The sequence below is a fragment of the Candidatus Bipolaricaulota bacterium genome (assembly GCA_035528115.1).
GTDB lineage: Bacteria > Patescibacteriota > Patescibacteriia > UBA11705 > DATKZF01 > DATKZF01.
This window is the reverse complement of record DATKZF010000003.1, coordinates 86,453-99,446: the sequence shown is the minus strand read 5'-3', so window position 1 is coordinate 99,446 and position 12,994 is coordinate 86,453. Positions and strand designations below refer to the sequence as shown.

Genomic DNA, 12,994 nt, shown 5'->3' with positions numbered 1-12,994 from the left:
GAGCGTTTTTTTTGTTGACTGAAGCTGACAAAAATCCCTATTTTATTTAACGCTCGCGGGTGATAATGGAAGTGGAGGGGTTCCCCGCGCAGAAGGTGAAAGTCTCGCCTGAAAAAACTTCGCGGGGGACCGCTATAAAATATTTTTGCTCTTTAACATAAATTTGCGATCGCATAAATAATAAATTCATAAAAAAATTATGTCAAAATTCATTGAAAGACAAGCCGGAGGAACTTATTTGTATTCAAGTTCGATCGCCGGCAGAAAAAATCTCTTTGTTAACAAAGCTTATCTTGACTTGATGACCAAAAACATCAAGTCCGTGGCCAAGGATTTGAAAGTCGCCAACTTGGCGTATCTGATCATGCCCAATCATTTTTACTGGATGTTCAAATTACCGGCTGACCTGGACAATCCGGTGGCGGTTTACGGTGAATTCAAAAAAAGGGTCTCCAAAGAAATTATGGATAATTTGTATCAGGAAGCGAAAGAAGGGGATTACCCGCTGGCCGAATTGTTTGCGGGCAACGATAAGGTTAAACGCTCCAACGCCAAAAGAATCATTTGGTTTTTCAGGGAAGAAGCCAAGAAAAGGCAAGACGGAAAAAAATTGAAAATGTGGGCCGATGATTCGTTCGTCAATTTGGTCAAAGATCAAAACAGCTTGCAAAAGAAATTGGAAATTCTCAAAAACGGGCCGGTTAAGGAAAGATGGCAGCTGGTGGCCAAAGCAGAGGATTATCCGTATCTTTATTTATCGCCAAAGCCTTGCATGTGAGCGGGCTTGAGCGCAACCTGCTCGTCGGTTACGACTGGCGGAGAAGATCGCTCAAGACTCGATGGGCATTGCTATATGTTTCAGCGGGTCGGCCAAAATACGGCCGACCCGCTTGGACCCTGAAGATTTAATAATCAATTGAAAAAATATGTTTTATTTGCCAGTCCAAAAATTGTTGATATTCACCGTTATTTGCTTAACGATCATATTCAGCACATTTTTGTTCGCGTTCAGCGCGCGAGCCGTTGAGAACTCGGTGATTATCAATGAATTGTCCTGGGCGGGATCAAGTTATTCGAGCTCCGACGAAATCATTGAATTGAAAAATTCAACTTCCGAAAATATCGAAATGGGCGGCTGGTATCTGACCAAATTGTCAAACGGCCAAGAAACCTTGATGCTGGAAATTCCCGAAGACCATTTTATTCGAGCCAATGATTTTTATATCATCGCCAATTTTCCCGAGGCCGAATCGGTCATTGATTTCGAACCGGATTTGCAAGATCGGGCGGTAAGTTTAAGCAATTCCACTTTGTTGATCAGACTTTACGATCAAGATGGGATTTTAATCGACCAAGCCGGAGACGGGGGAGCGCCGCTTGACGGGGACGCGGAGTTTTTCGCTTCCATGGTCAGAAATATTCCAATAAAAGACGGTAATTTGGCCGATTCCTGGTCGGCCGGTTTATTGGCGAAAAATTTGGACGCTGACGCGATTGATTTCGCCTCTTTTGGCGCGGAGAATTTTTTAAGCTCTGAAAATGACGACGGTTGCGGCGGAAATCCCGCCACCGATGACGCCATGATTATCGAGATTGAAGACGATTTGCCAATCGAAGAAAACGAGATAATCGCTTCCGCGGATTTGATCATCGACGAAGATTCCATACTTGCCACGGCGGATGTTGAGATAATCGAAACTTTCGCGTCAGATGATGTTGTTTTGACGGAAACGAATCAAACGGCGTCCTCTGACACTTGCTTGGAAGAAATGGAAAATGTCGCGTCCGGCGACGCGATTGAAACGGACAATGGCGAGCAAGAGGAAGACGAGGCTATCATTGATGAAGAACCGGACAATCAAGACGTTGCTGAAAATTTGTCGTCCATTGAGGATGAGCCCATTTCAAATCAAGCCGAAGTCTTGATCAATGAAGTCGCTTTTAAAGAAACCATTGATTGGGTGGAGCTTCGCGTTTTGGAATCGGGGATCATTGAAAATTTGAAATTGTTTCAAGGCGAGACTTTGATCGCGGAAGTGAAAGATTTGGGCGCCGTAAAAAAAGATCAATATATTTTGATTGATTTGGAAAAAAATTTAACGGCCACTGACAATATTTTGGTTTTGCGCGATGAAAAATATCAAGTTTTGGACGTCTTGATTTACGCCAATAATGACGGTAAATTCACCAAAAGCCAAAGCCAAGCGAACTTTTTGGTTGAAGCCGGACAATGGCTGTCGGCGCAAAATTTCCAAACAACCGACGCGGGCGCTTGGACATCGAGCGTTGATCTGGCCGCCGGCATGAGTTTGTCGCGCGTTTCCGGAATCGACACTGATTCGCGAAACGATTGGATGATTTCAGAAATATCCACGCCGGGCCTGGAGAATTCTTTCGAATCCGAGGAAATCGTTGAGGAGGTTAATGAATCGTCTTTGACCGATGAAGAAACCGAGCCGGAAGATATTTCAGAGTCCAGAGAAGATGTTGTCGATGAAAAGCGGGTTGATTTGGTCGGTAAATTATCCATCAATGAAATAATGTCCCAGCCGTTTTCCGGACAAACGGAATGGGTTGAAATATTCAATTCTTCCGATGTCGACATTGACGCGTCAGATTTTTATTTGCAGGAGGGCGGCAATTCCAAGTTTTATTTAAAAGGGATTATTCCCGCCAAGTTTTATATGATAGTTAAAACGAAAAATTTAAACAACGCCGGCGACCAAATTCGATTGTTTTCCAAAAACGGACAATTGCTCGACGAGATTATTTATGGAGATTTGCCGGGCTCCGCGCTGGAATTCGACCAGAAAAAAGTGGTTTTGCCGTACGCTTTGGTCAAAGACGACTCAGGATTTTGGACATTGACCAGCCTGCCCACGCCGGCTTCAAAGAACATCATTGAAGAGCGGCCGGACGCAGAAGCCGAGGAAGCTTTGCCCGCGGAGGAGAAAAAAACGGTAACAGCGTCCGCGAAAACCGTTGTGGCCAAACAAGAGAAAGCGGAGAGCATTGTCGAGCTGACTTTGGATTCGGCTGAAAATTTAAAAGACGATGCTTTGGTTTTTTTCGAAGGACAGGTGACGGTGGCGCCGGGACTGTTTTACAAACAAAAAATGTATGTTCAAAATGAAGAGCTGGCCGCGGAAATCTATTTTTATAAAGCCGAGTGGCCGGATCTTGAAATCGGACAGCGGGTCAAAGTTAGCGGCAGGTTCTCGAAAAAAGAAATTTATCAGATAAAAATAGACGCGGCGGAAAGCATTGTTTTTTTGGAAGATGACGAAATCATCGGACAGACCTCTTTGGATTTGGATCGCTTGCCCGAGTTGAAAGGATTTTTAATCGAAGCCGAAGGCGAGGTGTCGGAAAAACTTGCCGGAGGTTTTAATTTGGTGACAACGGACGGCGATTTGAAAGTATGCGTGAAGAAAAATACCGGTTTGAGCCTGAAGGATTTGGAAAACGGCCGGCGGGTTTTTTTGAGCGGCGTTTTAATGCCGGAGAAAGATGGTTATTGCCTGACCCCGAGAATAGAGGCGGATATTACGATTTTACCGGATGAAGCGCCGACAGTAGTATCCGCTATCGTGGAAAAATCAACGCCTCAAAGGAATTTGCCGGTCAAAATTATTTTGGGTATTGCGGCCGGTGTTTTAACCGGGGTTTTGGGCGCTTTGAGTTTGTCGAAAAAATTGAAAATAAAAGCCCTTGGCGCGGCTAAAAGCGGTTAAAGCCCAGCAGAGCGGAAAGGCGAGCTTTCCGCTGGTGAGGATATATATTATTTTTTTGATCAACCTCAGCGGAGCGGAGAGACCTGCCTGCCGGCAGGCAGGTCTCTCCGCTGGTGAGGGTGGGTGCTTATTTCCAATCCAAGCGGAGAGCTTGACTCTCCGCTCTGATTGAAAATTGAAAATATGACGCAAAAAAGAATATACGTAGATGTTCCTTATTTATTAACGACAAATACAAAAGATAGGCGTCAATATTTTAAAAATATTCATATTGCGAACGCATTGGCGAACGTGATAGTTGAAAAGGGGAAAGAATTGAAATGCAACATATTTTGTTTTCAAATTATGCCAAACCATTTGCATATTGTAATGCAAACAAGATTATCAAACGTATCGACGTTTATGCAACGGGTAAAAGCCTGTTTTTATAAAAGGATTCGTGAGCAATGTAATTGGAATATAAAATTTTGGCAAAAAGGATTCTATCACGGATTATTGGAAGATGAAGATGCTATTTATCGAAGCGTTAGATATTTGGGTAATAACCCGGGCGTGGCGGGGTTGTCAGATAAATATTTTGCGTGGCCGTATGCGTTTTTGGATGAGCAATCGATTAATCAGTATATTTCATGATCGCGCAAATTAGCTCAGCAGAGCGGAAAGGCCTGCCTGCCGGCAAGCAAGCAAGCAAGCAAGCAAGCAAGCAAGCTTTCCGCTGGTGGGGGTGGGTGCTTATTTCCAATCCCAGCGGAGAGCTCGCCTCTCCGCTCTTATATTGTTTATCAGTTTTTTTAACCGTGTTGATAACTCCAAAAAACCACTTGGGAGCGAGCAGTTTTTATGTTATAATTTAAATAACTAGCGTGGCGCCTAGATTTTATTAAGATTTAAAAAAAATCTGGCAATAATGGCAAAAATAAAATTATCGCTGTCAACGATATATCGGCTGTTGAAGCTGAAAAGAACTCGCGTCTTGAGCGTGCTGGTTATTTTATTTTTGATTTTAGGACTGGGGTATTTCCAGGTCGCCAGAGCCGGAGCCATCGGAGATTTATTTTCATATATTTTAGCCTATATTTTTCTTGGTTTGTCATTTCTTTTCGGTAAAATAGCCATGATGATTTTTTCATTGGTGGTGGATATCAGCACATACAACGCGTTTTTGGATAATCCGGCCGTCACCAACGGTTGGGTGATTATTCGAGACATTTGCAACATGTTTTTCGTGATTATTTTACTGATTATCGCTTTTGCAACGATTTTAAAAGTGGAAAAATATTCGATCAAAGCCTTATTGCCCAAAGTGATCATTGCCGCGGTTTTGATCAATTTCAGCAAAATGATTTGCGGCCTGCTCATTGATATGGGCCAGGTGGTCATGCTCACTTTCGTTAACGGTTACAAAGCTTCAGCCGGAGCCAATCTCATCAATGGTTTGAAATTGGATTCCTGGATGTCGATTGACCCATCCGGCGTGCCGGAAGGAGGTACTCTGGATATGTGGGATATTGTTTTGGCTTTGGCCTTGGCGACCATATTGTTGTTTGTCACTATGATTGTCAGCCTTATGATTTTGGTGACCTTGGTGGCTCGTATCGTGACTTTATGGATTTTGGTGGTATTATCGCCGTTCGCTTTTGTGGGTTCTCTTTTGCCGTTTACGGCCGGCATGGCCAAGCAATGGTGGTCGACTTTCGGCAAATGGGTGGCCATGGGACCTATACTGGCTTTCTTTTTATGGTTATCGCTTTTGATGATGCAGACGGGTTTTGAAGAACCCGGCACTCCCAATGGCATTGAGGATATCGGAAAATCAGCTCAGAGTAAATCTCCGACCGGAGATACATTGGGACCGAATACTGTTTCCAAGGGCGGCAAAATAGATAACTTGGCGCAATTCGCCGTGGCCGCGGCCATGCTTTACGGCTCGATTATGGCCACGCAAAAAATGGGCGGTTCGGTCGGCGGGTTCGTGGCCGGTAAAGCCGGCAGAGCTTTGAAAGGCGCTATATCCAAACGCACTTATGTTTCAGCGGGCAGAACCGTGGGCAGGACCGTGGGCGGAGCCGGCAAGCTGATTGGCAAAACCGAAACCGGAGCGGCGGTCGGCCGAGCGCTCAGCCGCGGAGCCAAGGTGGCCGGCGCCGGAGCTTGGTCTATGGCGAAAACTCCATTTAGAGTTCTCAGAGGCAGTGTGGAGGGCGCCAGAAAAATGTCGCAGAGAATGCATGAAGTCAAAGCTGGCGGCGGAGGCATCCTTAAAGCCACTGCGGCCGGAGGCCTGGCCGGCATGGGAGCTTTGCTTGGAGGATCCAAATTCATGTCCGATGTCAGGAGAGCTGACAATAAGGCCATGGCCGCCAATATTGAGGTCAGAAAAAAGAAAGTCAATGAGATGGTTTCCGGCTTAAAAGCCAAAGGCAAGCCGGAGCAGTCGGCCAATCAAATCGGCAATACGGCCTTGAATCTGGAAGACCGAGTGGCTCATGCCGCTTATGCGCTTGAAAAAGGAGAGGTAAAAACCGATCAGCAGAAAGAAGCATTGCGCGCCCTGCAAAAAGCCTTGGACGGTTCCAAGATCGCCAGCCGCAGAGCTTTCGGAGGTATTTTGGGCGAGCAGACTAAAAAGAAATTCGCCAATTTCAAATATGACTTTTCCACTCCCAAGGGCCAAGAGGATGTGCTTAAGGCTGCGGGCAAAGGCGAGGTTAATTTACTCGATCAGGACAGCTCTTTTTATGAAGACGGAGAAAATATTAAACTTTTAAGACAGTATTATAAGGACGACGCGGATAAAGGGTTGAAGAAAGTTTACGAAAAAGGCGGCCTGCATCGATCGTCATTGATGAAAGGCATGTCAGCGGTGACCAATTCCGCCGGAATGACTTTGTCGCCGGAGACGGAGGCCATTAAAAATAAACCGGAAACACAGAGAACATCTCAAGAGGAAGCGACTTTGTGGAGAGATGGAACCAAAGCCGATTGGCAAAATGTGACGGCCAAGATGACCGGCAAACCTCAAGAGGTTTATACGGATCCGAAAGCTTACGCGGAGTTTATGGGCAAGAGACCGGCAAGCGAGCTTAAAAAACAAACCATGGGCGATATCAATCGCATGGCGACATTGTCAGCGGGACCTGGTGGAGATGTCGAGGGCCAAAAGCAAAAGATTTTAGAAGAATTATCTAAGACGGTGGATCATGGAAAAATTAAAAATATCATGGATGAAAATAAACCTTTGGCCGTTGAATTGGTTAAAGGCAAATTAAATGTCGCCAACAAGAGTACCGGAGCGGAGCAAGAGGCGGCTCAAAAAGATATATCGACGATCGCCGGCATCAGCGATATTATGGATTTGTTGGATAAAGCCGATAAAGAAGCGATTAAAACGGCGGTGGGCAACTGGTCGCCTAAAGCGGCACCCGAACCCGAACAGATTGATTTGAATTCTTTTTCTTCCAACGTTCAAAACATCATCAATCAATACAAATCCGCTGGCGTGAAAAAAGTCGGCCAACAGCTGGAGGCGGAATTGTCCGGAGCCGAAAGCAGGCTGGCCAAGGCCATGATCGGCGAGCGGCAAAAGATACAAAACGAAGTCGATGAATTGAAGCGAGCCATGAATGAAGTTAAGACTCAAAAATTATAATTATGGCGGATATAAAAGACAATTTGGCGAATAAAATTTTTCATTCGGCGTATTTGGCGGAGAGCACCGTTGATATCGCTTATGATTTTAATTTGAACGGCCGTCAAATTTTGGATTTGTCGCAAACGGTCAAGGATGTTTTGTCAAAAACCATTCAATTGATCGATTTGGACAAAGAGCTGAAAAAAAGATTGAAAATCGATTTAAAGAAGGCCGAACAATTGGCTTTGGAAATAACGGGCAGAAATTTTTTAGTCTTGGATAAATATTTTCAAGCGCAGGCGTCAAAGTACATTGCCACGCTCGGCGGCAACACGGCCGATTACCAAGCGGCCATGGCCAGATTCAAATCGGAATTGGAACTCGAAGACGCCGGAGCCAAGGAAGCGAAAGAAAAAGCTTTTGTCGCCCCGCCGCTGGCCGAACCCGTGGTTGCCGCCTCGGCTAAAAGCGCTGAACTGGTCATGAAAGATCCTGAAACCGAAATGAGAAACATGGGCAAGATTTTCGACGAGCAAGTGGTTGATATTCTCAAATACGGAGATTTTCGCGTTAAATCCGATTTGAACATGGTCATTGTTTTGCTTTTTGCGGGCAACCCGGATTTTCAACATGATATTTTGCAAAAATTGATCAATAACACTGAAATTTTAACCAAAGAACAAATCGAGGTGTCCGGCCAGCAGATCGCCCCCAGCGTGGGCAATTGGTTGAAGGATTTCATTTCATCAGCAGGCGTCGAAGGGCCGGTTTCGACCATCAGAAAAGCCGAATATATATCGAACAGCAAGAACGCCGTCAAATTGGATAGGGAAGAAGCTTCTTTGCTGGATCGATTGCTGGACACGTATGTTTCGATCAGGAATTTTTTGACTGACGCGCAAAAAATGAATTTGGGAGATATTTCCATTTTTCCGTTCACCGAAGAAGATTTTGTTGAAATGAGAAAAATATTGAAAGAATCGGAGAAAAATGAAGAGCCGCAGGCTCCCCCAAGAGACATTTTCGATTTGTATCTGGGCAGTCGCGAGGAGCAGGCCAGAGCGGAAGCGGCCAAAGAAGCTCTCAGTAAAAGAGTTGGCAATGACGTGAAAAAAATAGCGGACGAACTGGAAGTGGGATTTTTGAAAAAGGACAAGGAAAAAACGATCGCGGCCTTGATGCTGTTGGTGGAAAAACAAGGTTTTTTGGATCTGTTAAAACAAGACATCAGGTATCGTGATTATTTGACCAGTTATTTGAATAGAATCGGCAAAGCCAATCTGACCGGCGGGTTCGCAATCAATCCGACCGAGCCGCAATTTGTCGTTTATTTGTTGAAATATATTTTACAGGAGCGGTTGGAATTGACCGTTGAGGAGTCCGCCCGTGTCGCTTCGCATTTGAATTCCATTTATATGAAGCGTGGCATGGAAAAATACAGTCAGCTGGCTTTTTACGATTTGAAGGAGAAAAAATTCAAATGGTCAATGTGAAAAAAAATATAAACGGCGGGCAGCCAAACGCGGAGGATTTTGTTTTGGTTAAAGACGAAAAGGGCAAGTTTCTCTATTATTACAGCGGCAGATATTACTCATATGATGAGGCCAAGCGGTTTTTAAGCCCGGCTGAAGCTGAGAAATTGGTGAAATTGCCGCAAAAAAAAGAAGCGCCGAAAAAGCCGGAGCCGGAGGCGGCGCCGGAAAAACTGGAGGAATTGCCGCCGGAGAAACGCTCGATTGAGGAAAAAGTTTTGACGCAATCAGCCGAAAAAATTATTGGGAATTCCGGCTTGGAGGTGGCAGTCTCGGACAAAGATAAATTGATTAAATTAATCATTACGCGTTTTCGTCGCGTCAGAAAAGATTTGGAAATAAAATATGTTTTGACTTCCGCGAGAGAATCCGGAGGCCTCGGACTGGACGAACAAAAAGCTGAAATGATTTTAAGCGAAATACAAAAAGCCTTGCCTGAAATAGAGAAAAAACGTTTGGCGATAATGCGCGGTGAATTCTTGTTGATCGAAACGGAAAAAGTTACTTTGCCGACCCCAGCTTCGCCGGCCAGAGAAGCGGGTCGGAAAAATTTAAGCGGACTTGATGACTCAAGGCCGGTCATGACCGAAGTAACGCCGGCCATCATGGGTCCCCTTGACGAGATGAGAACCATGGATTTGGTGAACTTGAGGAGGCTCGGTTCAAGTAAGGATGAGATTGTCAATGAGATAATGGAAAAAGTGAATTTACTGGGCGAAGAATCCGCTCAGAAAAAGTATGAAGCGATCATTGCTTGGCAAAGATCGCCGGTATATCAGCTTTACACGAATTTGGCTTTTGAAAGCATTAAAGAAAATAAGCCGGTGGCGGAAATAATCGCGCTGAAAGCGGGAGAGGGGAAAGAGACTTTGTCCCAAGACGAATTCCAAGCCATTTTGGAGCTTAATTCCAAATTGCAATATTAGAGTATAGAATTATTATGGCCTTGCAGAAATTTTTGGTGCCGCAATTCATTGATGTTGAAGACAAAATCATCGGGCCGATCACGGTGCGGCAATTCGTGTTGCTTCTGGTTGGCGTGTTGTTCGTTTTTTTGCTTTATCAATTCGGCAATTTATTGACTTTGATAGTCGGTGGCGTGCTCGTCATGGCAATTTTCGGGGCTTTGGCCTTTGTCAAAATCAACGGCCGGCCGATCCATTATTTTCTGTTGAATTTTTTGCAAACAATGATCCGGCCGAGGCTGAGAGTGTGGAATCGGGAGGCGCGCCTTAGAGCGATGAAAGAAATTTTTGTCTCTGACGTGAAAGAAGAGCCCAAACCCGCGGCCGCCAAAGCTCCTATTACCGGTTCCAGACTTTCGGATTTGTCGTTGATTGTCAATACCGGCGGCATGTTCGCCGGCGACATGGAAAAACCGCTGGTGGTATCCGACGCGGCCGAGCAAATAAAATCGCAAAAAAAGTTGGAAGGATAAATCGTTTTAATTAATCAATATCGAAATTTATGGCGTCAAAAAGGCCTGAAATGCAGAGCGATAAATTGACGAAAAAAACAACGGGGCAGTCGACCCAGCTTTTTTTGGATATTTCCGAGATCAGAAACGATACGGTGATATTAAAAGACGGAACTTTGCGAGCCGTGCTTTTCGTCTCAAGCGTGAATTTCGCTTTGAAATCCGAAGAAGAACAGGACGCCATAGTCTCGGCTTACGTTCAGTTTTTGAATTATCTGGATTTTCCCATCCAAATCGTGGTGCAGTCCAGAAAATTGAATATTGAACATTATTTGAATCAGCTCAAAGAACGAAGCAAGGAAGTGACCAATGAGCTGTTGAAAAAACAAATAGACAATTATACCAGTTTTGTCAGCGAATTGGTGGATTTGGGCGATATCATGAGCAAAAAGTTTTTTCTGGTCATACCTTTCAGCCCGTTTGCCGATACCGGCAAACCCAAAGGTTTTTTTACCAAAATTTCCGAGCTTTTCACCCCGGGCACGGTAATTAAAATTAAAAAAGAAAAATTCGAATCAATGGTCAAGGAATTGAATCAACGCGTCAATAATATTTCGGGTAATTTGAACAGCATGGGATTAAAATCAGTGCGCATGGACACGCAAAGTCTGATCGAGCTGTATTATAATGTTTTCAATCCGAAAATATCCGAACAGCAACAGCTGACGGACGTGAACAAATTAAGAATAGAAAATTTATAATATGATTAAACCAATCGGCGTCGAAAAGACGGAAAAAAAGTTGCCGCCCGAAATTAGTCAGGAAGCAATGAAGGCCGAGAAGACCAAGAAGATGATAGAGGAGCAACAGTCGTATCAGCGCGGTGTTGTGTCGATTTTGGATATCATCGCTCCGTCGGCCATGGAAGTAAAACCCGATCACGTCAGAATCGGCGGCATGTTCGCTCGAACGTTGTTTATTTTAACATATCCCCGATACATCAGCATCGGTTGGTTCGCTCCCATTATAAATCACAATTCCACGCTCGACATCAGTATGTTTTTTTACCCGATGAAATCGGAAATCGTTTTAAAGCAATTAAGAAACAAAGTGGGCATTTTAAGAGCCCAGCTCTCCGCGGACGCGGAAAAAGGCGCTCCCCGAGATCCGATGAGAGAAACGGCTTTGCTTGATATTGAAAAATTACGAGACGACATTACTCAAGGCGTGGAAAAGTTTTTCCAATTCGCGCTTTATACCACTTTATACGCGGACACGGAAAAAGGGCTTGATGATTTGACCGCGACGATCGAAGACGTTTTCGGTTCCACGTTGGTTTATACCAAAAGAGTTTTGTATCAAGCCGAGCAAGGGTTCATTTCCACCATGCCGCTCGGCAATGACGAGCTGATGATCACCGCTAATTTGAATTCTTCGCCGATCGCTTCGTCGTTTCCTTTTATTTCCGCGGAATTGACTTCCGATCAGGGCGTTTTGTTCGGCATAAACAGGCATAATAACAGTTTGATAATTTTTGATCGATTTTCTTTGCAAAACGCCAACGCGGTGGTTTTCGCCACTTCCGGTTCGGGCAAAAGTTACGCCATAAAATTGGAAGTGTTAAGGACGTTGATGCTCGGCACGGATGTTATGATTATCGATCCTGAAAGAGAATATAAGCATTTGAGCGACGCGGTCGGCGGCACATACGTCAATATTTCCCTGGCTTCGGAGAGCAAAATCAATCCGTTCGATTTGCCTCGAGCAATCGGTGAGATGACGTCCGCCGAAGATATCATCAGGGGCGCGGTTATCACGCTGAAAGGTTTGATCAGGCTAATGCTGGGTGATCTCACATATCAAGAAGACTCCTTGGTCGACCAGGCGTTGTTGCAAACTTACGCTAAAAAGGACATTACGCCGGAAAGCGATCTGAGCAAGCAGGTTGAAGCCCCGACCATGCAGGATTTGCAAGATATTTTCGAAGGCATGGAAGGCGGCGCCGATTTGGGCGCTCGGTTGAAAAAATACACGGCCGGCACGTTTTCCGGACTGTTTAATTCCCCGACCAATGTGGATGTCAGAAATCAATTGATCGTGTATTCCGTCAGAGATTTGGAAGACGAACTTCGGCCGATGGCCATTTACAATATCGTTAATTACATTTGGAATACGGTTCGTTCGGAATTGAAACGAAGAATATTGGTGATTGACGAAGCTTGGTGGCTGATGCAGAGAAAAGATTCCGCGGATTTTATTTACGCGCTGGTTAAGCGCTGTCGAAAATATTATTTGGGCGTGACCACCATCACGCAAGACGTTAACGACTTTTTGGTCTCCACTCAAGGCAAAGCCATTTTGCAAAATTCGGCCATCCAGATTTTGTTGCGACAGTCTCCGGCCGCCATTGATTTGATCCAAGAGACGTTTCAATTGACCGAAGGCGAAAGATATTTATTGCTTGAAGGCGGAGTGGGCGAAGGCATCTTTTTCGCCGGCGACCGGCACGCGGCCATTAAGGTGGTGGCTTCGGGCATGGAAGACCAATTGATCACTTCCGATCCCCAGCAACTTTTGGAAATAGAGAGGATGAGAAAGGAAATGGAAGAGGAATTGGCTTCAAGGCGCGGCGGCGAGACTCAATCGCCGGAACAACTAAAACCCAAAGCGAGTTAAATAA

9 protein-coding genes are annotated in these 12,994 nt (G+C 45.0%); all 9 read left to right on the top strand.

The genetic code is table 11. The annotated features are described in order from the left end of the window. The first annotated feature begins 199 nt into the window (after positions 1-199). The 9 genes from VMX18_02505 (at position 200) to VMX18_02465 (ending at position 12,990) form a co-directional block, all read left to right on the top strand. Entirely contained in the window at positions 200-778 is a 579-nt protein-coding gene (locus VMX18_02505; protein ID HUT22258.1) for a hypothetical protein, read from the top strand. Positions 779-926: 148 nt separating this feature from the next. Further along, on the top strand, positions 927-3,734 hold the full coding sequence (locus VMX18_02500; GenBank protein HUT22257.1) for a lamin tail domain-containing protein: 2,808 nt from the start codon (positions 927-929) through the stop codon (positions 3,732-3,734). Positions 3,735-3,917: 183 nt separating this feature from the next. Further along, positions 3,918-4,367, top strand: coding sequence for a transposase (locus VMX18_02495; GenBank protein ID HUT22256.1), 450 nt, complete (start codon positions 3,918-3,920; stop codon positions 4,365-4,367). Between the two features lie 274 nt (positions 4,368-4,641). Then, positions 4,642-7,383, top strand: a complete 2,742-nt coding sequence (locus tag VMX18_02490; protein HUT22255.1) for a hypothetical protein — start codon at positions 4,642-4,644, stop codon at positions 7,381-7,383. Between the two features lie 2 nt (positions 7,384-7,385). Continuing rightward, positions 7,386-8,858: a hypothetical protein gene (locus tag VMX18_02485; GenBank protein ID HUT22254.1), complete on the top strand. Its 1,473-nt coding sequence runs from the start codon at positions 7,386-7,388 to the stop codon at positions 8,856-8,858. Further along, on the top strand, positions 8,855-9,823 hold the full coding sequence (locus VMX18_02480; GenBank protein ID HUT22253.1) for a hypothetical protein: 969 nt from the start codon (positions 8,855-8,857) through the stop codon (positions 9,821-9,823). Before VMX18_02485 ends, VMX18_02480 begins: the two co-directional genes overlap by 4 nt. 14 nt (positions 9,824-9,837) lie before the next feature. Then, positions 9,838-10,335, top strand: coding sequence for a PrgI family protein (locus VMX18_02475; protein ID HUT22252.1), 498 nt, complete (start codon positions 9,838-9,840; stop codon positions 10,333-10,335). 29 nt (positions 10,336-10,364) lie between these two features. Further along, on the top strand, positions 10,365-11,075 hold the full coding sequence (locus VMX18_02470) for a TraC family protein (GenBank protein HUT22251.1): 711 nt from the start codon (positions 10,365-10,367) through the stop codon (positions 11,073-11,075). Between the two features lies 1 nt (position 11,076). Next, positions 11,077-12,990, top strand: coding sequence for a DUF87 domain-containing protein (locus VMX18_02465; protein HUT22250.1), 1,914 nt, complete (start codon positions 11,077-11,079; stop codon positions 12,988-12,990). The last annotated feature ends 4 nt before the right edge of the window (positions 12,991-12,994 follow it).